The 21,497-nt window shown below is 50.7% G+C and carries 19 protein-coding genes, 5 tRNA genes and 1 riboswitch; of the genes, 7 read left to right on the forward strand and 17 right to left on the reverse strand.

Annotated elements, in window-relative coordinates:
* Positions 1-31 precede the first annotated feature (31 nt).
* The gene (locus E4L36_RS06960) at positions 32-628 is read right to left on the reverse strand and encodes an NAD(P)H-dependent oxidoreductase (protein ID WP_136680003.1); all 597 of its coding nucleotides are present in this window, start codon (positions 626-628) and stop codon (positions 32-34) included.
* Between the two features lie 102 nt (positions 629-730).
* On the opposite strand from E4L36_RS06960, the gene E4L36_RS06965 reads away from it, so the two are divergent.
* On the forward strand, positions 731-1,618 hold the full coding sequence (locus E4L36_RS06965; protein ID WP_136680004.1) for a LysR family transcriptional regulator: 888 nt from the start codon (positions 731-733) through the stop codon (positions 1,616-1,618).
* A gap of 155 nt (positions 1,619-1,773) precedes the next feature.
* Positions 1,774-2,670, forward strand: coding sequence for a hypothetical protein (locus tag E4L36_RS06970; protein ID WP_136680005.1), 897 nt, complete (start codon positions 1,774-1,776; stop codon positions 2,668-2,670).
* Here the strand turns inward: E4L36_RS06970 and E4L36_RS06975 are convergent.
* From E4L36_RS06975 to gloB, 7 genes are all read right to left on the reverse strand, one after another.
* On the reverse strand, positions 2,667-4,259 hold the full coding sequence (locus tag E4L36_RS06975) for an ABC transporter ATP-binding protein (protein WP_136680006.1): 1,593 nt from the start codon (positions 4,257-4,259) through the stop codon (positions 2,667-2,669). The genes E4L36_RS06970 and E4L36_RS06975 overlap by 4 nt on opposite strands.
* Complete coding sequence (locus tag E4L36_RS06980) at positions 4,256-5,311, reverse strand: ABC transporter permease (protein ID WP_136680049.1); 1,056 nt, start codon at positions 5,309-5,311, stop codon at positions 4,256-4,258. Before E4L36_RS06980 ends, E4L36_RS06975 begins: the two co-directional genes overlap by 4 nt.
* A gap of 5 nt (positions 5,312-5,316) precedes the next feature.
* Positions 5,317-6,396 (reverse strand): microcin C ABC transporter permease YejB, encoded by a 1,080-nt coding sequence (locus E4L36_RS06985; RefSeq protein ID WP_127696189.1) that lies wholly within the window; start codon positions 6,394-6,396, stop codon positions 5,317-5,319.
* The gene (locus E4L36_RS06990) at positions 6,396-8,207 is read right to left on the reverse strand and encodes an extracellular solute-binding protein (protein ID WP_136680007.1); all 1,812 of its coding nucleotides are present in this window, start codon (positions 8,205-8,207) and stop codon (positions 6,396-6,398) included. The genes E4L36_RS06985 and E4L36_RS06990 overlap by 1 nt, the downstream gene beginning before the upstream one ends.
* A gap of 90 nt (positions 8,208-8,297) precedes the next feature.
* Positions 8,298-8,540 (reverse strand): hypothetical protein, encoded by a 243-nt coding sequence (locus E4L36_RS06995; RefSeq protein WP_127696185.1) that lies wholly within the window; start codon positions 8,538-8,540, stop codon positions 8,298-8,300.
* A 9-nt stretch (positions 8,541-8,549) separates the two neighbouring features.
* On the reverse strand, positions 8,550-10,082 hold the full coding sequence (locus E4L36_RS07000) for a LysM peptidoglycan-binding domain-containing protein (protein WP_169051495.1): 1,533 nt from the start codon (positions 10,080-10,082) through the stop codon (positions 8,550-8,552).
* Between the two features lie 91 nt (positions 10,083-10,173).
* The gene (gene gloB, locus E4L36_RS07005; protein ID WP_136680009.1) at positions 10,174-10,950 is read right to left on the reverse strand and encodes a hydroxyacylglutathione hydrolase; all 777 of its coding nucleotides are present in this window, start codon (positions 10,948-10,950) and stop codon (positions 10,174-10,176) included.
* Positions 10,951-11,045: 95 nt separating this feature from the next.
* Here gloB and E4L36_RS07010 point away from each other — a divergent pair, with 95 nt between their 5' ends.
* From E4L36_RS07010 to dnaQ, 3 genes are read left to right on the forward strand one after another with little or no spacing between them, the layout of a single operon-like run.
* The gene (locus E4L36_RS07010) at positions 11,046-11,825 is read left to right on the forward strand and encodes a class I SAM-dependent methyltransferase (protein ID WP_136680010.1); all 780 of its coding nucleotides are present in this window, start codon (positions 11,046-11,048) and stop codon (positions 11,823-11,825) included.
* Entirely contained in the window at positions 11,812-12,255 is a 444-nt protein-coding gene (rnhA, locus tag E4L36_RS07015; RefSeq protein ID WP_127696177.1) for a ribonuclease HI, read from the forward strand. Before E4L36_RS07010 ends, rnhA begins: the two co-directional genes overlap by 14 nt.
* Positions 12,256-12,257: 2 nt before the next feature.
* Complete coding sequence (gene dnaQ / locus E4L36_RS07020; protein ID WP_127696175.1) at positions 12,258-12,959, forward strand: DNA polymerase III subunit epsilon; 702 nt, start codon at positions 12,258-12,260, stop codon at positions 12,957-12,959.
* A 68-nt stretch (positions 12,960-13,027) separates the two neighbouring features.
* On the opposite strand, the gene E4L36_RS07025 is transcribed toward dnaQ, so the two are convergent.
* The 9 genes from E4L36_RS07025 to E4L36_RS07065 all read right to left on the reverse strand — a co-directional run bounded on the left by E4L36_RS07025 (position 13,028) and on the right by E4L36_RS07065 (position 17,584).
* A complete protein-coding gene (locus E4L36_RS07025) occupies positions 13,028-14,770 on the reverse strand; it encodes a DEAD/DEAH box helicase (RefSeq protein ID WP_127696173.1) in 1,743 nt (580 codons plus the stop codon).
* A 156-nt stretch (positions 14,771-14,926) separates the two neighbouring features.
* Positions 14,927-15,727 carry a response regulator gene (locus E4L36_RS07030; protein ID WP_136680011.1) on the reverse strand — a complete coding sequence of 267 codons (801 nt, stop codon included), beginning with the start codon at positions 15,725-15,727 and terminating at the stop codon, positions 14,927-14,929.
* Between the two features lie 48 nt (positions 15,728-15,775).
* A complete protein-coding gene (locus tag E4L36_RS07035) occupies positions 15,776-16,144 on the reverse strand; it encodes a hypothetical protein (protein ID WP_136680012.1) in 369 nt (122 codons plus the stop codon).
* 49 nt (positions 16,145-16,193) lie between these two features.
* Positions 16,194-16,303, reverse strand: a riboswitch (SAM-I-IV-variant riboswitch).
* Positions 16,304-16,346: 43 nt separating this feature from the next.
* Positions 16,347-16,907, reverse strand: coding sequence for an XRE family transcriptional regulator (locus E4L36_RS07040; protein ID WP_240657035.1), 561 nt, complete (start codon positions 16,905-16,907; stop codon positions 16,347-16,349).
* Between the two features lie 203 nt (positions 16,908-17,110).
* A tRNA-Pro gene (locus E4L36_RS07045) sits at positions 17,111-17,187 on the reverse strand.
* Positions 17,188-17,212: 25 nt separating this feature from the next.
* Positions 17,213-17,289, reverse strand: a tRNA-Pro gene (locus tag E4L36_RS07050).
* Between the two features lie 23 nt (positions 17,290-17,312).
* A tRNA-Pro gene (locus E4L36_RS07055) sits at positions 17,313-17,389 on the reverse strand.
* A 30-nt stretch (positions 17,390-17,419) separates the two neighbouring features.
* A tRNA-Pro gene (locus E4L36_RS07060) sits at positions 17,420-17,496 on the reverse strand.
* A 12-nt stretch (positions 17,497-17,508) separates the two neighbouring features.
* Positions 17,509-17,584, reverse strand: a tRNA-Asn gene (locus E4L36_RS07065).
* Between the two features lie 214 nt (positions 17,585-17,798).
* On the opposite strand from E4L36_RS07065, the gene E4L36_RS07070 reads away from it, so the two are divergent.
* A complete protein-coding gene (locus E4L36_RS07070) occupies positions 17,799-19,535 on the forward strand; it encodes a YcaO-like family protein (protein ID WP_136680013.1) in 1,737 nt (578 codons plus the stop codon).
* Between the two features lie 116 nt (positions 19,536-19,651).
* A partial coding sequence (locus E4L36_RS07075; protein WP_136680014.1) for a retention module-containing protein occupies positions 19,652-21,497 on the forward strand: 1,846 nt, incomplete at its 3' end.

The raw sequence follows: 21,497 nt of genomic DNA on the forward strand, positions 1-21,497 counted from the left end.
ATGCGCACTCCAACAGCTATCGCGTTACTGATTAAGCTATGTTTTTTGCCAGCTCATGTGCGTTTTTCAGTGAGCCTTCACCGACATCGCCCATGGCTAAACCCTCGGCATAGATCACGCGCGTATCCGTTAATCCGATAAAGCCTAGGAACTGTTGAACAAAAGGTATCTGATGGTCTGATGCGGTGTCTTTGTACATGCCACCGCGCGTTGTAATAAGTAATACAGGCTTGCTCTCAATGAGACCAACAGGGCCATTTTCGGTGTAGCGGAACGTCTCTCCTGCACGCGCTAGCAGATCAAAATACGCTTTTAGCTGCGTAGGAATCGAAAAGTTGTACATCGGAACGCCCAGCACAATAGCGTCGGCTTGTTTGAGCTCTGCAATTAACGTGTCTGATAGATCAATGACTTGCTCGTCGGCAGCTGTTCGTTGGTCTGCGGGCGCGCGCAGCGCGGTGGCAATGGCTAAATCCATATGGGGAAGGGGCTGGCTGATTAAATCGCGCTCGACGACGGCCCCCATTGGGTTGTCAGCTTGCCACTTCTGGATATAGCTTTGTGCAATTTGGTTAGATTGGCCATCATTGCCAAAAATGCTGGTTTGGATATGGAGTAGTGTTTTCATGGTGTGTTCCGCCTGATTTGTGAGATCAATGGTGATAGTTTTATATTTATTTAATGGATAATAAATAGCTATAATTCGATTTATTTGATCAAGAAAATAGATATGAAAATTGAAGTGACGTTGGAACAGTGGCAGGCGCTAATCGCTGTGGTTGAGTGCCATGGATATGCCGCAGCGGCTGAGCATCTCGACAAAAGCCAGTCATCGATCAGTTATGCGATCCAAAAGCTGGAGACAGCGCTTTCTGTGAGGGTATTTGAGCTACAAGGGCGCCGCGCTGCACTCACGCCGATGGGTAAACAGCTTTATGGCCGCGCTAAAGTTCTGGTAGAAGATGCGCTGCAAGTTGAAGGGTTAGCTAAACAGTTTTCAAAAGGATGGGAGCCAAGCGTCAGTGTTGCAGCGGACGCGCTGGTACCCAGCGAGCTGATGCTGGATGTTATTGAGCAGTTTGCGCAGAACCATCCGCTGACCCGCATTGAGTGGCGTGAGGCCATTTTGAGCGGTACCGATGAGGCACTGCTGCAAAAGCAGGCGGATATCGTTATTACTGCGCGGTTGCCTCCGGGGTACGTCGCAGACCCGCTTGTCACCGTCGATTTCCAGTTGGTGGCTGCGCCAAGTCATCCGTTACACCAACTAGGGCGCGACCTCAGCTATCAAGATCTGCGGCTACATCGTCAACTCGTTGTCAGAGATTCGGGAAAGCAGGATGTGGATGCTGGGTGGCTACAGGCCCGCCAGCGGGTCACTGTGTCTAACTTTCAGGCCTCTGTTGATGCGGTCTGTAGAGGCATTGGTTTTGCTTGGATTCCAACAACACGGATGCGCACCCAGCTAAAGCAAGGTGTCTTAAAGCGCTTGCCATTGGCAACTGGTGGGCAGCGCAATGTCACGCTTTATCTCGTGGTGGTGGACGCCGACCGAGCAGGGCCTGGAGTGGTGGAGTTGGCGAAGTTATTGCAAACGCGTGGTGAGGAGCTTGGCTGAGAGTGCATAAAAAGTGTCGGAAAATTTTACATTGCTGCGCTGCAATATAAAAAAGTGTTATTAAAATCATACGCTTATATTTTGGCACGAGTTATGCTGACTCTCTCGTAACGTTTAGGTGAACATGGATGTTGCTTTTCAAGAGGGCCAATCCTATGAGAGCACATACATATACTGGATACCTGACACTGTTATTTGCTGTCTGTGCGGTATTTCTTTTTCCTTCCAAAGCATCCGCGTATTTGATGGGAGACGGGGGCTGTACCACCGACTCAGTATCAATTACCGGCATATCAGAAACCAGCTCGGGTACCCCCATATATAGCGGTAGCTTGAACGCGACATCTTGTGCGGGGCTTTTTCAAGGTATTAATGATGGGCCAGCGAATAACCCTGACCCCAATATCGGTGAACTAGAAGACGGCTTCCTGAACGGTGAACCGGTAAAAACGGGCCCAAGAACCGAAGACGGCCTAGATCCATTAACCTTTATCGACAGTACTGAGCTTCAGGCGTTGAGCGGCGATGGCATCTTTGACGACCCGGGTTGGATCCATCTGGCTGAGATTGATGCCGATAGCGGCACTCGGTACTCCTTCCTAGATACCCTTGATCTGGCGAGCGTGCTGGATGTTTCGTTGGTGTGTAATTCGGGGCCGCCAAATGATTGTAAAGGAGGAACGTGGAACCTTGCCGTTGATCCCGCTGCGATTGCGGCCGTGCAGGCGATCTTGGGGCCGAACTCGTTTGACCATCTGGCCTTTGTGTTCAAATCATCGACCGCTGTAAGTATTTACGACTTCGACTTTATCGACCTTGCGCCAGCCATTGGTGGTGGCTTCAACTTCGCGACCGCCTACACCTTTACGGGTAATTGGAATATGGATGATTTCCAAAACCCGAACAATAACAATGCTCAGGGCTACTCGCACATTTCATTTTGGGCGCGCGACCCTGCCGATGGTACAGAGATCCCGACACCGGGCACATTGGTACTGTTCGGTCTTGGCCTGCTGTTATTACTATTCAGATTGCGTCTAGGCCGTGCTTAACTGAATGCCGCATTGAGTAGCGTTTGGGTATATTCGGTTTGAGGTGAAGAGAACAGTGCATCGGTGCTGTTCTCTTCAACAATCTTCCCTTGCTTAACCACCATCACGCGGTGGCTCATCGCTTTCACTACGGCCAAGTCATGGCTGATGAAAATATAGCTGATCTTGTATTTGCGTTGAATATTGCGCAGTAGGTCGACAATTTGGACTTGAACAGTGCGATCCAGCGCCGAGGTTGGTTCATCTAACACGATGACTTTAGGCTTTAAAATCAATGCTCTCGCAATTGAGATACGTTGTCTCTGTCCACCCGAAAACTCATGGGGGTAGCGGTGCCGCATCTCTGGCTCTAACCCAACCTCTTCAAGTGCTTTCTCGATCAGCTGAATGCGCTCTTGTGCATCACCAATGCCGTGAACTTCCAAACCTTCTGCGAGGCACTCGCCCACTGACATGCGCGGGCTTAGGCTTCCATACGGGTCTTGAAAAACGACCTGCAGTTCGCGGCGCAGGGGAGTGATGTGGCGTTGTGGCAGGTTATCGATGCGTTGTTGCTGGAAGAAAATATCACCTTGGCTACTGATAAGCCGCAGGATTGCCATTCCCATCGTGGTTTTGCCGGAACCTGATTCCCCAACAATGCCCAACGTCTCGCCAGCTTTAAGCTGCAGAGCGATATCATCCACCGCTTTTAGATACTCTAGTGGTTTCCCGAAAAAGCTTTTGCGGGTTGCAAACCAAACGCGCAAATTCTCAGCGCTAACGATCTCTTGTGCACCGGACTCAAGCGGGGCTGGAGTGCCGCTTGGCTCTGCGGCCAGCAGTTGTTGCGTATAAGGGTGTTGTGGCGCAGAGAATAGGGCATCTGTTGCACCATGCTCAACAAGCTCGCCACGGTACATGGCACACACGTAATCTGCGTGATGGCGCACAATGTTGAGGTCATGGGTGATGAGCAAAATAGCCATCCCGAGCTTTTGTTGCAGCGAGTCGAGTAGGTCTAAAATCTGCTTCTCGACAGTCACGTCGAGTGCCGTTGTCGGCTCATCGGCAATGAGGAGTTGCGGCTCGTTAGCCAGCGCCATAGCGATCATGACGCGCTGCCGTTGGCCACCTGATAACTCATGGGGATAACTTTTTAAGCGTTTCTCCGGCTCGCGAATACCAACCAAGTTTAACAACTCGATAATGCGCTCACGGGCAGCGCTGCCGGTTAATTGTTTATGCAGCCAGAGGCTCTCGCCAATCTGCTTCTCGATGGTGTGCAATGGGTTAAGCGAAGTCATCGGCTCTTGGAAGATCATACTGACTTGGTTGCCCCGCAGCTCGCGCAACGCTTGCTCATCCATCGCCAGCACATCGTTCCCGTTAAAATGAATAGCGCCGCTCGGGTGGCTGGCTTTTGGGTAGGTGAGCAGACGCATGATGGAAAGTGCTGTAACCGATTTACCCGATCCAGACTCGCCTACAATCGCCAACGTTTTACCGCGCTCCAATGAGAAGCTAACTGACTTTACAGCATCCACCGCAGCGCTGCCTTCACCAAAGCGCACACTCAAGTTATCTACCGTTAGTATGGGTTGGCTCATATCATGCTTTTCCTAGGATCAAAGGCATCGCGAACTGCTTCGCCAATAAAGATGAGAAGAGTTAGCATCACAGACAGTACCACGAAGGCAGTAAGCCCGAGCCACGGAGCGTGAAGGTTGTTCTTACCTTGAGCGATGAGCTCGCCAAGTGACGCGGAGCCTGGCGGTAAGCCGAAGCCCAGAAAATCCAACGCGGTGAGTGTTACGATGGCACCGTTAAACACAAAAGGTACAAAGGTGAGCGTGGCGACCATCGCATTAGGCAGAATATGGCGGAACATAATCTGCCGGTTACCCACGCCCAGCGCTCTGGCGGCGCGAACGTACTCTAGGTTACGACCGCGCAGAAACTCGGCCCGCACCACATCCACAAGGGTCATCCAAGAGAACAACAGCATAATGCCGAGCAGCCACCAAAAGTTTGGCTCAACGAAGCTTGCCAGAATGATCAATAGAAAGAGCACCGGTAAGCCAGACCACACCTCGATAAAGCGTTGGAAGTAGAGGTCGACTTTACCTCCGTAGTAGCCCTGCACGGCGCCAGCGATCACGCCAATGATGCTGCTCGCGATCGTTAGGACGAGTGCGAAGAGTATGGATATGCGGAATCCGTAAATAACCCGTGCGACCACATCTCGGCCCTGATCATCCGTACCTAGCCAGTTCTCGGACGTCGGTGGGGAGGGCGCGGGCACCGGCAGATCATAATTGATGGTTTGGTGGTTGTAACGGATCAGCGGCCACAGCATCCAGCCGCCTTCGTCTGCAATAAGCTCCTGAATGTAAGGGTCGCGATAGTCAGCAAGTGCTTCAAATTCGCCACCGAAGTCCGTCTCTAGGTAATCGGTGGCGACCGGAAAGAACAACTCACCATTGAGCTTAATAAGCAGTGGCCGATCATTTGCGATCAGTTCTGCGCACAGGCTTAAAAGAAATAACGCTAAGAAGACCCATAGCGACCAATAACCGCGCCGGTTGGCGACAAAGTTTGCAACGCGACGCCGGTTGATGGGGCTAAGCTTTTTCTGAGTCGATACGCTTAATGAGGTCATCATCGCTACTCCCGGCTCTCAAAGTCGATACGGGGGTCAACCAGTACATAAGTTAGATCGCTAATCAGTTTCATAAGTAAGCCAATCAACGTAAAGATATATAGCGTCCCGAAAATAACGGGGTAGTCGCGATTGATAACCGCTTCGTAACCAAGCAGGCCTAAGCCGTCCAGAGAGAAGATCACCTCGATCAGCATGGAGCCGGTAAAGAAGATTCCAACCAGTGCCGCGGGCATCCCAGCGATGATCAGGAGCATCGCATTACGGAATACATGTCCATACAGCACGCCTCGCTCTGTTAAGCCTTTCGCCTTCGCTGTTAGGACATACTGCTTGTTGATCTCATCGAGGAATGAGTTCTTGGTCAGCATGGTTAAGGTTGCGAAGCTACTGATAACTGACGCAAGCACGGGCAGTGTGATATGCCAGAAATAGTCGCCAATTTTCTCGATAAGCGTCATTTGCTCAAAATCTGGAGAGGTCAATCCGCGCAGCGGAAACCAGTCAAAATAGCTGCCGCCTGCAAATAGAACGATCAGTAAAATGGCGAAGAGGAAGTTCGGTATCGCGTAACCGACGATAATGGCCGTGCTGGTCCAGACGTCAAAGCGGGTTCCATCTTTGACTGCTTTGCGAATACCCAGCGGCACTGATATCAGATAGGTGAGCAGCGTGGTCCACAGCCCCAATGATATCGATACGGGCAGTTTCTCTACGATGAGTTCTACCACGGTTTTGTCGCTGTAGAAGCTCTTACCAAAGTCAAAGGTTAGATAGTTGCCCAGCATCTGTAGATAGCGCTCCCATGCAGGTTTATCAAACCCGTAGAGTGCTTCGATCTCTGCAACCAGCCGAGGGTCGAGGCCGCGAGCGCCTCTGTAACTGCTGCCTTCCGAGCTACTAGTGGTGGTATCTCCGCTGGTACCTCCTCCAGGCAGCGTGCTGCTTTGCAAGCCCTCAAGTTTAGCGAGTGTCTGCTCTACAGGGCCGCCCGGTGCTGCTTGAATAATCAAAAAGTTGATCGTGAGGATACCGATCAGCGTAGGGATTATCAGCAGCAGGCGGCGCGCAATGTAAGCGGCCATTATTCAGCGTTATCCTTTACCCACCAAGTATCAAAGCCCAATCCGTATTGGGGCCGGACGTCTGGATACGCTAGCTTGTTACGGAACGCAACGCGGTCTGCACGGCTGTGGTAATGCGGAATAACGTAGTAGTTCCACTGCAGGACGCGATCCAGTGCGCGGGCACTAACGACGAGCTCTTCACGGCTGGGCGCGCTGATGATCTTTTCGATGAGTGCGTCGACCACTGGGTTTTTGATGCCAACCAGATTGCGGCTACCTTTTTGGTCAGCGTTGTAAGAGCCGAAGAATTCGCGCTGCTCGTTACCCGGCGATGCAGATTGGGCAAAGCTGCCCACCACCATATCGAAATCGAAGTCGCGCAAACGATTGATATATTGCGGCACATCGACCACGCGGATGGTTGCTGTGATACCCATTCGTTTAAGATTTTTTTGCATCGGCGCCACGATGCGTTCAAAGGCCTTCTGGACGATTAGGATCTCGAACTCAAACGGTTCACCCGTCTTGTTATTAATAAGTTTGCCTTTCTTGAGCTGCCAACCGGCTTCTTTGAGTAGTTTTAACGCTGTGCGTGCGGAACGACGCAGGTCTTTAGGGTCTTTAAACGTCGGCGCGGAATAGACTTGGGTAAAGACTTCAGCTGGGAGTTGATCACGATATGGCTCTAGGAGTGCCAGCTCCTCAGGGGTTGGTAACTCGCGCGCAGCTATCTCTGAATTGGAGAAGTAACTGTGTGTTCGTGCGTAGGCCCCATAGAAGAGGTTCTCGTTGGTCCACTCAAAGTCGAAGCTGTATGCCAATGCTCGGCGTACCTTAGGATCAGAAAATAGATTACGGCGGGTGTTAAACAGAAAGCCCTGCATGCCGGTTGGTCGGCCGTGCTCAAGGTTCTTCTTGATAATCTCGCCGCTATCAAATTGCGGACCTTCGTAAGCGGTTGCCCAAAGTTTAGAGGTGTACTCCTGACGGAAGTCGTACTCTCCGGCTTTGAATGCCTCCATCGAGACGGTGCTGTCGCGATAGAAGTCGTAGCGAATCTCATCGAAATTGTAGCGGCCTTTCATAACCGACAAGTCTGCAGCCCAATAATCGGGGTTGCGTCGGTAGGTTACGGAGCGGCCCGGCTCAAAGCCGTCAATCACATATGGCCCCGAACCGATTGGAATATCAACGGATGGCGTCGCGAAGTCACGTGTTGCCCAATAGTGCTTAGGGAGAATTGGAATCTCTCCGACCAACAGCGGAAGCTCTTGGTTATTACCGTTTTTAAACTTAAAGGTCACTGTGCGCGAGTCTTCTGCGACCACCTCTTTGATGTCGCCAATATAACTGCGGTAAAAAGGCGAACCTTTCTCTAGGAGGATGTTGAACGTAAAAACGATATCTTCGGCGGTAACAGGCTCACCGTCGGAAAACTGTGCGCTCTCGCGCAGCTTAAAGGTAATTTGCGTGTTGTCTTCGGCAAGGTCTGCAGAAGCTGCAAGCAAACCATACTGCGAGAACGGCTCATCAAGCGCCTTTTCCATTAGGGAATCGTAGATCAGAGCTAGCCCGTCGGCCGGCGTACCTTTAACGATGAAACTGTTAAAACTATCGAATGTCCCAAGTGCCCAGCGCTTTACTTCACCCCCTTTAGGCGCGTTAGGGTTGGCGTATTCAAAGTGCTTAAAGTCTGGGCTGTATTTCAGATCGCCGTGCATGGCCAAACCGTGTTGTGGCGCAGCGACTAGGCTTTGGGATAAGAGTGCGAGTGTAACCGAGGTGAGGGCTGTTTTTATTAATTTTTTACCGTTAGAAAACAAAGGCATAGTAACTATCCTAATAACACCGAACTCGAAGTTGATCCTAGGTTATAGCAGGGTGGAGACGCTATTTCCACTGTCCAACTTGGATGGCGGTTATCCCGAATAGTTCTCGGCAAGTTTGGTTAGTGTGTCATGAATTTGATTACGTGGTGTTTTCTCAAGATAAAGGCGTTGTAGTTCACTCTCTAGATACTGCTGTTTATCCGTATCTCCATCGGCGAGGCCTTTGATGAGATCTTGGTCCATCCAATGTTTGATACGGCGATAAAGGTAGACTTTAAATGCGATCGCAGTAACTGTTGCGATGGCAATAATGACAAGATCAAGCGTGTCCACAACTCACCTCTAGTTGATAAATAGGGTTAGGCTTTGGCCTGTTTTAATGAGGCTCTTGTTATCAAGGTTGTTCCACTGGCGAATGTCCGCAACGCGGATATTGTAGCGGTCTGCAATTTCAGAAAGTGAGTCACCACGGCGCACGGTATAGCCGATGCGCTTGCCTTGTGACCGTTTGGCAAGTGCATTGCCCGGTGCGACATTCAGAGTCATGCCGGGCTTCAAGCTACGGGCTGATTGCAGCTGATTCCAGCGCAGTAGGTTTTTCACTGAAACGCCGTATTGGCGCGCGATTTTCCAGAGCGTATCACCGGACTTTACCTGATATTGTATGTTAGAGGGGGCCTCGGCCATCTCAAGTTCAGGTAATTCCGCTTGCGGAATCAGCAGGACTTTACCAATCCGCAGTGTGCTTGATGCCAGTTGGTTGACCTCTTTAATAACACGCACTTTAGTGCCGTAGCGCTGAGCAATTGTGCTCAGTGTATCGCCTGAGCGGATTTTATGCTCAGCCCAGACGGTGCGGGCCTCTGAACGTAATTCATCCAATGCAGCGACGACTGCTGGTGCTTGCTCGATAGGAACAATCAACTGATGTGGGCCCGTTGGGTCAGTCGCATGCTTGAGTAGGCCGGAATTGAGCCTCTCTAACACATCAAGCTCGACCCCCGACATTTGGGCTGCCTGACGTAAGTTAATCTGACCGCCTGTAGCGATTACCTCAAAGTATGGCTCATTCTTGATCGGTAGCAGCGGCATATTGTAACGGCCAGGAGTGCGGACAAATTCCGCGATGGCGAGGATGCGTGGTACGTACAGGCGCGTCTCTTTTGGCAGGGATAATGACCAGAAGTCGGTTGCTTTCCCGGCTTTCTTGTTCTTACGAATAGCTTTAGAGATGGTGCCCCCACCGGCATTATAGGCCGCCATGGCAAGTAGCCAATCGCCTTTGAAGCGCACATTAAGATTCTCGAGATAATTTAATGCCACTTCGGTGGATTCAATGACATCCTTACGGCCGTCATACCAGCGGCTGCGGTGGATGCCTAAATATTTTGCTGTGCTGGGTATAAACTGCCAAATACCTGCCGCATGGCCTGAGGAATACGCGTCTGGGCTGTAGCCACTCTCTACCACTGGCAGTAATGCCAGCTCTGCTGGTAAGCCGCGCTCAAGCACTTTGCTCAGTACATAGTGGTAGAAGGGTTCTGCGCGGCTTCCGATCTGCTGCATATGTTTTGGATACTGAGCAAACCACTCGATTTGTCGTACCACTGATGGATTAGAGGCGTGCTCAGTCAGTTGCAGATTTCGGCGGGTTAGCTCCCAAAGATCCTCCGGGGCGGTAGCAACCTCTGAGTACTGCTCCTCTAAATGCAGGTCTGGAACAGAGTGCTTTTTTGGTAACGATGAGACGAACGACGCCGGCTGTGTTGGCTTCACTTGTTGCGCTGTGGCGCTGCTTTGTTGCTCTGGTATGGATTGACAGCCCGCAAGCAGACCAAGCATCGCAAGAGTAGAGATATGAAAGCAACTGCGCATAGGTGAGTTCCAAAAAGCTAAAAGGCGCAAGTTTAGCAGGGGCAATCCTTCGCTCCAAGGTCTAATCATCTTTGTGGCTCTACTGTTCGGGTTAGAAGTTATTTTTCCATTCTCGGACGGCGGTAAAAGCCTCTAGCTGAGTCGTGCATGGTGCCGAGATATAGCCGCTAGCTGCATCTTGAACATCAGGCTGATCTGCGCGCATAAACGGGTTGATGGTTTTCTCTTGGGCGATGGAGGTGGGTAGTGTTGGTTGGTCTTGTTCGCGCAAGGCTGTGCATCTCTGTAACGCTGTCTTTACGGCAGCATTATTTGGTTCAACGGCCGCTGCAAAGGCTAGGTTCGCTAGCGAGTATTCGTGGGTGCAATATACCTTAGTGTGATCAGGTAGAGACTTAAACCAATCCATCGCATCGAGCATTTGTGCGGGAGAGCCTTCAAATAGCCGGCCGCATCCGGCTAGAAAAAGTGTATCACCGGAGAACACAACAGGCGCTGATGTGTCTTGTGTAAAGTAGGCGATGTGGTCCAGCGTATGGCCAGGTACTGTTTGTACGGTAAACGTGGCGTCAAACACGGCGACAGTATCCCCACTACTGAGCGGGTGAGTAATGCCAGCGAATGGACTTTCTTTGGAGCCGTAGACGGGTACATCGTAGGTTTCCACTAATCGCGCGACACCATCTGTATGGTCATAGTGGTGATGAGTAATAAGGATACCGAGCAGTGGCGTATTGGTTGCGGTTAAAGCGTCTAGCACAACTTGCGCGTCGCCCGGATCAACAACATAGGCGCCTACCTGCTCATCATGGCTCAGCTTCCAGATATAGTTATCATTGAATGCGGGAAGAGGTTGAATGTGCAGCATGGTGGCTCCATCGTTGATTTTAGTGACAAGAGATTACCACTAAACAAAGTGGGCTGTTAACATATGTATCCAAAGGTTCTATGGGTGAGTGAGGAATGATGAATGCAGCAGCCGACCTCGCAGAGGACAATGCACTAAAAGAGATAGCGACATGGTTTGAGCATGGGCTTGGCCATGAGTTGTTAGCCTTTGAGCAGCGCATTTTAGATCGTTTGCTCGCGGGCCTATACGGAGTGCATTTAGCGCAAATTGGTGTAAACCCGCTGCACCCGTTGGCGGATGCGAGCACGATTACGCACAAATTTGTAATCTATCCAGAGCTAACCTTAGGCATGGGGCCAGAGAGTTTGGTGGCTGATGCAACAGAGATGCCGCTGAATCAGAACTCTGTGGATGTGGTCTTGCTGCACCATACGCTGGATTTTTCAGCATCGCCACATCAGGTGGTGCGTGAGGCTGCTCGTGTTGTCAGGCCGGGTGGTTACATTTTGGTTGTGGGGTTTAATCCGGCATCGCTTTGGGGTGTCATGAAGTGGCGGGCGTGTCAGCAGCATGCGCAAGTTTGGCGACGCGCACAATTCATTAGCCAGCGCCGCCTGCATGATTGGATACAACTGCTTGGTCTCACAACGGTACGTACCCTGACCGATTATTACCAACCACCTTACGTATCAGATACATGGCGTGGGCGCTTTGCAGGCCTTAATCGCTTAGGGCGGCGTTCATTGCCAGGGTGCGGGGCCTTTTACGCAACCCTAGTTAGAAAAGATGTGGCAAGCATGACACCGATCGCACCGAAGCGCCGTGCACGGCGCTTTATTCAATTACCTGTGCCTGAACCGGCTACTCGAGGACAAATAAGTGAAACCCGTTGAGATTTTTACCGACGGTGCCTGTAAAGGTAATCCCGGCCCCGGTGGCTGGGGAGCCGTGCTGCGCTATGGCGATCAAGTGAAAGAGCTATGGGGCGGTGAAGAGGAAACAACCAACAATCGGATGGAGCTAATGGGGGCGATCCAAGCACTCACAGCCCTGAAACGGTCGTGTGATGTTGTGCTAACAACAGACTCTCAGTATGTGCGTAAAGGCATTACCGAGTGGATTAATGGTTGGCGAAAAAATGGTTGGAAGACAGCGGCGAAAAAACCGGTGAAAAACGCTGACCTTTGGCAAACGCTGGATCAGCTCTGCGCTAAACACACGATTGACTGGCGCTGGGTAAAGGGACATAGCGGGCATCCAGAAAACGAGCTAGCAGATCAGTTAGCGAACCGTGGTGTAGATGAAGTTTTAAGTAAGGCATAACGATGCGTCAAGTTGTACTAGATACTGAAACAACCGGCCTTGAATGGTCAGAAGGGCACAACATCATCGAGATTGGTTGTGTCGAGATGCAGCGCCGCAAGCTGACGGGAAATAATTACCATCAGTACATCAAGCCTGACCGCGAAGTCGATGCTGAGGCGATCTCCGTACACGGTATCACTAACGAGTATCTGGCCGATAAGCCAGCATTTCGCGAGGTGATGGGAGCGTTTATTGAATATATTCGCGGCGCTGAGCTAATCATCCATAATGCAGCGTTTGACGTTGGCTTTTTGGATGCTGAGTTCGAACGCAATGGGATAGATGTTCGGATACGTGATATCTGCACCGTTACCGACTCGCTGCTACTGGCGCGTAAGAAGCACCCCGGACAGAAAAACAATTTGGACGCGTTGTGTAAACGCTATGGGATCGATAACTCTCATCGCGAGCTGCACGGAGCATTGCTTGACTCCGAGATTTTGGCGGATGTCTACCTTGGACTGACGGGTGGTCAAACATCCTTATTGCTAGCGGATGATGGTGATGAGCAGGGCGGTGATGGCACGCGTGAAATTAAACGCGTAGGTGCCCATGCCCTTGAACTTTCTGTCTTGAAAGCCTCGGATGAGGAGCTTGGCGCTCACGAGAAGTTTCTTGATTTGCTGGATAAAAAATCGGATGGCGCGTTATGGCGTCAGTAGATATGAACTAGATCGAAATCCAACAAAAAGGCCAGCAAATTGCTGGCCTTTCTTATACGTGAGATGACTTAGCCTTCGTTACGAGGCTTGCGTGGCCCGGAGCGGCGACGTTTGTCACCATTGCCTCGGCCACCGCGGCCTCCACCATTACCATCGGCACCGCTAACCTTTTTCGCATTCAGGCGCTGACCGCAAACGATAGTGCGCTGTAGAACGCCTTCTAGTTCTTTAGGTAAGCCCGCTGGTAGGTCAACAAAGGTCGCCTTATCTTTGATCTCGATTTGGCCGATGTACTTGCTCTCAATATCGGCTTCATTTGCAATCGCACCCACGATATTACCAGGCTTAACACCATGCTCGTGACCAACGGATAGGCAGTAGCGCTGCATATCAATGTCGTAGCCCTCTTGGCGACGACGCTTCGCCTTAGAACGGTCTTTATTGCGATTGCCATCGCGATCATCAAAGCTCTTCGGTGCGCGAAGCTCACGCTCGCTTAGTAAAAGCGGTGTCTTGCCATGCATCAGTGATGCAAGTGCGGCTGCAATGTTCAAAGGATCAACATCGTTCTCCACTTGGTACTCAGACAGCACGCCCAAAAACTCTGATAAATCTTTGTTTTCGATAGTATCTGTAATCTGCTGCTTAAAGCGGTCGATACGTTTGACGTTGATGTCAGCGGCAGAAGGTAGCTCCATAGGCGCGATCTTCTGACGTGTGGCTTGCTCGATCATACGTAGCATGCGCTGTTCGCGCGGTGATACGAATAGAATGGCTTCACCTTCGCGACCCGCACGACCGGTACGGCCAATACGGTGAACGTAGGATTCGGTATCGTAAGGGATATCGTAGTTTAGTACGTGGCTGATACGCTCTACGTCTAAGCCGCGTGCCACAACATCCGTGGCTACAAGGATGTCGAGCTTGCCTGCTTTTAGGCGTTCAACTGTGCGTTCACGTAGTTGTTGTGATACGTCACCGTTAAGTGCCTCACACGCATAGCCACGTGCTGTTAGTTTTTCAGCAAGTTCTATCGTCGCAGACTTTGTGCGCACGAAGATGATCATCGCATCGAACTGCTGCATCTCTAAAATTCGTGTCAACGCATCTAGTTTGTGCAGTCCGCCCACACGCCAATACGACTGCTTGATGGTCGTTGCTGTCGCAGTTTTGCTCGCGATCTTGATCTCGTGCGGATCTTTCAAGTGCTGCAGGGCAAGGCGGCGAACAGCTGAAGGCATCGTTGCAGAGAACAGTGCGATCTGGCGTGTGTCTGGCGTATGCTGCAGGATCCAATCAACATCGTCGATGAAGCCCATGCGCAGCATTTCGTCAGCTTCGTCTAGTACCAGCGCTTGTAGGTTGTCTAGCACTAATGAGCCACGACGGATGTGATCCATAACACGTCCAGGTGTGCCGACAATAACGTGAGCACCACGACGCAGCTGGCGTAGCTGGCCATCATATGCCTGACCACCATAGATCGGCAGCACATGAAACTTCGGGATATGACGCGCGTATGTTTGAAATGCTTCAGCAACCTGAATCGCCAGTTCACGAGTTGGCGCAAGTACTAACAGCTGTGGCACATTGCGAGTGATATCGATACGCGATAGCAGTGGCAATGCGAAAGCAGCGGTTTTTCCTGTTCCTGTTTGCGCTTGGCCTAACAGGTCCTTCCCCTCTAGAAGGTGTGGAATACTTGCTGCTTGAATCGGAGATGGTGTTTCGTAGCCGATCTCTTGCAAAACTTGCAATAGAGGAGCGGCCAAGCCCAGTTCAGAGAATGCGGGCTGGTTGTCTGATGACATTTAATATGAACCTATAAAAGTAAATGGCCTTAAATAAAGCTTGGCGGCCAAGATGGGATAAAAATAGAGTAGTGGGTCATTATAAAAGATCCTGAGGTTAGAGTATAGGAGAACCTCGGGATCTGTAGTTTTAGGGGATAACCCTAGTTGGAGGGCTTAGCGGCCGTCCAAGATGGACGCGAGCAGTTGTTTGACCGTGTTTGGCTCAAAAGGCTTATTGGTGATGGCGTTCACGCCGGACTGTGCCACGTGGCTGAGGTGAGCATCGTTTGCTTCTGAGGTCACCATTAAAACGGGTATATGGGAGTGGGTTTCTGAATCGCGAACATGCTCGGCAAGCTCTACGCCGTTAACTTCGGGCATATTGTAGTCGGTCACGATCAGATCAAACTCACGCTCCTTCAGTAAGTTGATAGCCTGAGCGCCATCCTCTGCCTGGTCAATGTGCTGGATGCCTAAGTTGCCTAACACTCGGGTAATGATTTTGCGGGCTAGTTTGCTGTCATCAACAACCAGTACCCGCAGTGTGTCGACATCATAGAGTTCTAGGTCGAGTTCATCCTCGCTGAGGATATCGATCGTTGATGTGATTGCAACAAGTAACTGATCTTGGCTAAAAGGTTTAGGCAGGATGGCGACGACTCCCGACTGCTTAAACACTTCGAGTTGCTCGCGCTTACTTTCGCTGGAAATTAGAATAAAGGGTAGGGTTTCTTGGCGCGGGTTAGCGCGTATTTTGGCGAGCAGGTCAGTTGCGGTGCCGTCAGGTAGATAAAGCGAGCTAATAACAAGATCTGGTGCGCAGCGCGCCAGATAATCTAGTGCTTCATGCTCATTCGTGGCGTTGTCGATCATGTGGATGCCCGACTCCGTCAGCTCGTTGGTGATCCAGCGGCGCTGCATAGCCGAGGGTTCGATCATTAAAACTCTGAGGTCTGCAGGTGACAACTGCTGCATACGCGAATCCTTTACTAACAACAATAAAGTGTTAAAGGTAGTTTAGGATTATGGAATCCTCAACTCGTGGCTTTGTGCCCATGTTGTCGTATTTTCAGCGCAGATGTCGGGTAGATGTATCGATTGGCATAGCAGCAGTAAGTACTGTTCGTCTGCCTGCGATGCTGCACTAATCTCGCGTTTCAAATAGACGGTGGCGTTTTGCTTGTTGCGATACTCGATGTAAAGAAACAGTGTTTCTTGCGCTGCGCCTGTCTCGTCTTTACGTTTCCCTTTTGCAGTCCAAGCCCATGTATGGCATCGATGCTGTTGGTTGAAAACGATATTCGAAAATTGCTCTGATCGTGTTGTTAAAGTGGCAATAAATGCGGGAATATGTGGCGAACTGCCAGAAATGTGTAGGTGTGCTTCAAACATGGTCAACTCCAGAATACTAGTTACTAAGTGAGAGTTGACCGGGTGGTTGCATTCGACCTGATATTGTCTGAAAGACCACATCGTCCGCGGTGCGGAAATACCACCTTGCTCAGGTTGTGCAGGTTGGTGAGAGTGTCAACTCTTCTCTTGATGTGGCTAGAACCGTATCAGGTATTATGAACGGCTGCAACTTTCGTGATCGTTAGGCGGTAACCCAAAGAATTTGAGCGTCTTCATCGCTCGTTGATACGAGAGCATGCCCCATTTCGCAATCATAATAGGCGCTATCTCCCTCTAGCATCTCTACTGGCTCATAGAATTCTGTGTAGAACATGATGGAGCCTTTGAGGATGAATAGAAACTCTTCGCCCTCGTGGCGAACCCAGTCACCGTATTCCTCAAATGAGCGAGCACGTACCGTGGTGCGATAGGGGATCATCTTTTTGCTAGTTAACTGAGTCGCAAGAATTTCGTGTTCGTAAGTGGGGGTTGGATGTGGTGACCCTTCCCCTTTGCGAGTAATGTCTCTGCGCCCTGATGCGCCGCTACTTTTAGCGGGCTGAGTAAATAACTGTGGGATATCGATGCCAAGGCCTGCCACGAGCTTTGAGACCGCTGAAAATGTTGGAGATATCTGCTCGTTTTCAATTTTTGACAGTGTGGAGCGTGCAAGTCCTGTTAACTTGCTCGCTTCTTCAAGGGTCAAATTCTGGCTGAGGCGGATCTCACGCACGCGTTGTCCAAGCTGAAGAGGGCTTACCATTGTCTCGCTGGCTGTGTGGCGAACCACTTCAAAGGCTGGATTTTCGCTTTTAGGTGGTTGTGACTGATCCGACATCGATTTCTCCGGTATTTCTTCTTGTCTTTATCTTACTAGGCACCAGAGTTTATCGCACAGCAGCGTCTCGCAAAAGCAGCAATAAAGTTTGGTAGAGAAGTATTTGAGAGGTTGTTGCAAGAGGAGAATGGTCGGAGCAGCAGGATTCGAACCTGCGACCCTCTGGTCCCAAACCAGATGCGCTACCAGGCTGCGCTATGCTCCGACTAAAGAGTCAACACAAGAAAAGATGGTCGGAGCAGCAGGATTCGAACCTGCGACCCTCTGGTCCCAAACCAGATGCGCTACCAGGCTGCGCTATGCTCCGAACGAACAGGCTTGTGTTATAAATGGTCGGAGCAGCAGGATTCGAACCTGCGACCCTCTGGTCCCAAACCAGATGCGCTACCAGGCTGCGCTATGCTCCGACGATGCTAGAGACACGTAAATTCAATTAATGGTCGGAGCAGCAGGATTCGAACCTGCGACCCTCTGGTCCCAAACCAGATGCGCTACCAAGCTGCGCTATGCTCCGAACAAAAAAGGTTGGCTCCTCGAGCTGGACTCGAACCAGCGACCAATAGATTAACAGTCTACTGCTCTACCAACTGAGCTATCGAGGATCTGTGTCTCAACCTGTGGGCGCGTATATTAAGGACGAGCTATGCGGGCGTCAAGTAGAAAGTTTTAAAAGATTTTAAAAAATCCTTTTTGATTAATAACCTAAAAGGAAAATCGCGAAACTTGGACAGAAACCGAGCAGCGAGTAGAATCGGATAGCATATATAGGGTGTGAACAGTTTCGCCACTCGGCGAGGCTGGAAAAAGAGACAACAAATGACAGTAACGATGAGTAAAGATGCGCCGCTTGCAGAATCAATCCTTCATATGCAAGCTCGGTTGCAAGTGCATGGGTTTGATGTAGAAGAATATGATTGGCAAAACCCAGTACCGCATGTTTGGTCGGTCAGAATGCGCGATCGCTTATTTCCTCTGCTGGATGTTCAGGGCAAGGGCACATCTATGCAAGCGGCTCAAGCCAGTGCTCTGGGGGAGCTCTTTGAGCGGCTGAGTAGCGATAACTTCTTCAACGGTTTGTTCTATGGAGACGAGATTGCCGCTTCTGATTTCGTGCACCATCCATCTGAGCGCTGGTTTGCGCTGGAGAAGAGCGGTCTGCCTCAGGGGCTGCTTGATGAGCCAACTCAATCCCACTATAACCTAGATGGCGAACTGTCTGCCAAGATGCTGGTGGATGCCAGCTCAGGTAACCGCAGCCGAGGTATCTGTGCGCTGCCCTTTACGAGGCAGCAGAACCAACAAACGGTTTGGATCCCCGTCAATATTATCGACAACCTCTACACAACCAATGGTTTGGCGGCAGGTAACAGTGTCTATGAAGCGCGCGTACAAGCCTTATCGGGTATTTTTGAACGCCACATAAAAACGACGATACTAACAGCCGGAATCAGCCTGCCTCATATACCTACTTCAGTGGTAGAGGGCTACCGTGAGGTGGCAGATACTCTCCAGCTGCTGCGGGACGAGGGGTTTGTCGTTTACGTTATGGATGCCTCGCTAGCCGGCAAGTTTCCGCTTGTTTGTATTACGTTACTTGACCCAAACACAGGCGGTTGTATTGCTGCATTTGGCGCTCATCCTAAATTTGGTATCGCGCTACAGCGGGCCATGGTGGAGTTGTTGCATAAGAGGTCGTTAGACGCGCTGAGATCCCTGTCACCACCTACCTTCAACTTACGGGAGGTGGCAGAGCCTGACAATCAGCAGCGCCATTTGCGTGACTCCAGCGGTGTTGTCTCTTGGGAGTTGTTCTCTTCCAAGTCGGATTATGAGTACACTGCTTGGAATATCGAAGGTGACACACAAGCGGAGTTCGAGCGTCTCTGTCATCTCATTCATCGAGTCGATATGGATATTTATATCGCCGATTACGACCACCTGGGTGTGTACTGTTGTCGTGTTATTGTGCCAGGCATGGCAGATATGTTCCCGGTTGATCGGTTGGTGCACGATAACAACAATAAAGGTATCGAGCTGCGGGACTTCGTTATGCGTATGCCGATGTTGAGCAACCACGAGCGGCAGGTATTCACTCAACAGTTAACGCGCCTTGATGTGGACGAGCAAGCTTCATTACCCGAAATGTGTGGCATCTTCGCCGAGCCCGCCAATGGGCTTGCAGGCGTAACAGTCGCGGAAGTAAAGGCGCTGCTTTACCTAACACAAGGTGATATTAGCTCTGCGGTGGAGTCTGTATCTCGGGTGCTTGAAACTGATGGCTTACCGGCAAAGAAGGCGGCGCTTTATCGTTGCTTACACGCATTGGGTAGTGCACTGATCTCGACTCATGTTGTGGCAGATAATTACCGCAAAGTCTTGGTAGATATATATGGCGATGCGCGAGTAAAGCGCTGTGAAGCGATGCTGGCAGGGAGGCAGTTGTTCGATGATTTCATCGAGATTAAGCCAGACTTCTCCAATAGCCCGCAGCACGCGAAAACGATTGGCCTCTATCGTCGGCTGCAGTTGGCAAAGCATAGCTCAGCCAGCTAAAAAGACGCATAAGTTACACGCCATCAAAAAACTGTACCTGTACCACGGTACAGTTTTTTTTTGCCCACTTGACTGCTTTACTGGTTGTAATCAAATGAACCTGTGAGGGATCAAGAATGGCAACGGTTGTCGGTACAGTTAGTTTTATCTCAGGTGTGGTTTACGCTGTGAAAGCAGACGGAACCGAGCGCTTATTGGCATTGGGTGATGAAGTCTTTGCCGATGAGGTGCTGCGCACAGGTCCGCAAGCAAAAGTCGAGATCACCATGGGCAATGGTGAAGTCGTTGCACTGGGTGAACAGCAAAGCTGGTTGGTATCAGCTGAGTCCTTCTTGGAGGCTGATGATTACCCGGTGGAAGAGTCTGTGGTAAATCAAGACTTAGCATCTATCGATGCGATCCAGCAAGCAATCTTGGCGGGTGAAGATCCAACTCAAGTCGCTGAACCAACAGCCGCAGGTACCCCTGCTGCGGGAGATGCAGGTGCTGTAACGGGTAATGAAGGTTCGAGCTTCACAACGATCTCTCGAACTGCACAAGAGGGTAATCCGGAAGCTGGCTTTGATACAACAGGCCCCGGTGCAGCGCAGCAAACACAGGCATTATTTACTCCAGAACTGCTCAACCGAGCGCCAGAAGCTACGCCAGATTTTATTACGACAGCAGAAGATACCCCAATTTCTGATCGTATTGATGCAACCGATGCAGATGGTGACCTGCTGACTTACACACTTGTCAGTGCGCCAGAAAATGGCACAGCTGTGGTTAATGCTGATGGCTCCTATACGTACACGCCAAACGAGAACTACAACGGCGATGATGCGTTTACAGTACGTGTAGATGATGGCCGTGGCGGAGTGATTGAGGTTCCGGTTAGTGTCGTGATCACCCCCGTTAATGATGCGCCGAACGCGAATGCATTCCAAGAAACAACACCTGAAGATACGCCGATTAGCAGTGCTGTATTCACAACCGATGTTGATGGCGACGCACTAACCTACTCGCTAGGTTCTGGGCCATCCAACGGTACGGTTGTGATTAACCCTGATGGCACATACACCTACACTCCGAGCCAAGACTTCAACGGTAATGATCGTTTCTTTGTGACTGCAGATGATGGCAACGGCGGCACGACCCAAATCCCAGTCGATATCATCGTAACGCCGGTTAATGATGCGCCAACGGCAGGAGCATTTTCAGAGTCTACACCAGAAGATACGCCATTTACTGACTCCGTCTTTGCTCAAGACGTTGATGGTGACACACTGACATATAGCTTAAATACAGGCCCGTCCAATGGTTCGGTATCGCTTAACGCCAACGGTACCTACACCTATACGCCGAATAATGGTTTTATTGGCAGTGATAGCTTTACAGTAACGGCGAGCGATGGAAATGGTGGTACGGTCACCATTCCTGTGTCTATTAACGTTTTCCCTGTCAATGATGCGCCGGTTGCGCTTGCAGATAGTGCGTCGACTCAAGAAAATACGCCGGTTCTTATCAGTGTTACTGGGAACGATAGTGACCCAGATGGAACTATTAACCCGAGTACCGTCAACATTATTTCCGGCCCGAGCAACGGCAGCTTACTTGTTAACAGCGACGGTACCGTTGAGTACACCCCAAACCCCGGCTACACCGGGCCTGACAGCTTCCAGTACACAGTTCAGGATAACGATGGAGCAACATCGAATGTTGCAACAGTAACAATCGGTGTAGATGCGCCAGTCAATTTGCCACCCACAGCAACTGATGATAACCAAGGCGTTATCGAAGATACGTCCGCAACGATCAATTTAGCTGCGAATGATAGTGATCCGGACGACGGCCTAGACCTTACCAGCATCGTGATCACACAGCAGCCAGACCACGGCACACTGGTGGTCAATGGCGACGGCACCGTGACCTACACACCGGATACCAACTACAACGGCCCGGACAACTTCCAATACACCATTG

Source organism: Neptunomonas sp. XY-337, from assembly GCF_004959845.1.
Lineage (GTDB): Bacteria > Pseudomonadota > Gammaproteobacteria > Pseudomonadales > Balneatricaceae > Neptunomonas > Neptunomonas marina.

Bases quoted from the DNA above. Each gene is read 5' to 3' on its own strand.
- E4L36_RS07070 (WP_136680013.1), top strand. From the start codon at position 17,799: ATGACAGTAACGATGAGTAAAGATGCGCCGCTTGCAGAATCAATCCTT.
- E4L36_RS06985 (WP_127696189.1), bottom strand. From the start codon at position 6,396: ATGGCCGCTTACATTGCGCGCCGCCTGCTGCTGATAATCCCTACGCTG.
- E4L36_RS07030 (WP_136680011.1), bottom strand. From the start codon at position 15,727: ATGCAGCAGTTGTCACCTGCAGACCTCAGAGTTTTAATGATCGAACCC.
- E4L36_RS07010 (WP_136680010.1), top strand. From the start codon at position 11,046: ATGATGAATGCAGCAGCCGACCTCGCAGAGGACAATGCACTAAAAGAG.
- E4L36_RS07035 (WP_136680012.1), bottom strand. From the start codon at position 16,144: ATGTTTGAAGCACACCTACACATTTCTGGCAGTTCGCCACATATTCCC.
- E4L36_RS07040 (WP_240657035.1), bottom strand. From the start codon at position 16,907: ATGGTAAGCCCTCTTCAGCTTGGACAACGCGTGCGTGAGATCCGCCTC.
- E4L36_RS06960 (WP_136680003.1), bottom strand. From the start codon at position 628: ATGAAAACACTACTCCATATCCAAACCAGCATTTTTGGCAATGATGGC.
- E4L36_RS06980 (WP_136680049.1), bottom strand. From the start codon at position 5,311: ATGACCTCATTAAGCGTATCGACTCAGAAAAAGCTTAGCCCCATCAAC.
- E4L36_RS06990 (WP_136680007.1), bottom strand. From the start codon at position 8,207: ATGCCTTTGTTTTCTAACGGTAAAAAATTAATAAAAACAGCCCTCACC.
- dnaQ (WP_127696175.1), top strand. From the start codon at position 12,258: ATGCGTCAAGTTGTACTAGATACTGAAACAACCGGCCTTGAATGGTCA.
- E4L36_RS06970 (WP_136680005.1), top strand. From the start codon at position 1,774: ATGAGAGCACATACATATACTGGATACCTGACACTGTTATTTGCTGTC.
- E4L36_RS07000 (WP_169051495.1), bottom strand. From the start codon at position 10,082: ATGCGCAGTTGCTTTCATATCTCTACTCTTGCGATGCTTGGTCTGCTT.
- gloB (WP_136680009.1), bottom strand. From the start codon at position 10,950: ATGCTGCACATTCAACCTCTTCCCGCATTCAATGATAACTATATCTGG.
- E4L36_RS07025 (WP_127696173.1), bottom strand. From the start codon at position 14,770: ATGTCATCAGACAACCAGCCCGCATTCTCTGAACTGGGCTTGGCCGCT.
- E4L36_RS06975 (WP_136680006.1), bottom strand. From the start codon at position 4,259: ATGAGCCAACCCATACTAACGGTAGATAACTTGAGTGTGCGCTTTGGT.
- E4L36_RS06965 (WP_136680004.1), top strand. From the start codon at position 731: ATGAAAATTGAAGTGACGTTGGAACAGTGGCAGGCGCTAATCGCTGTG.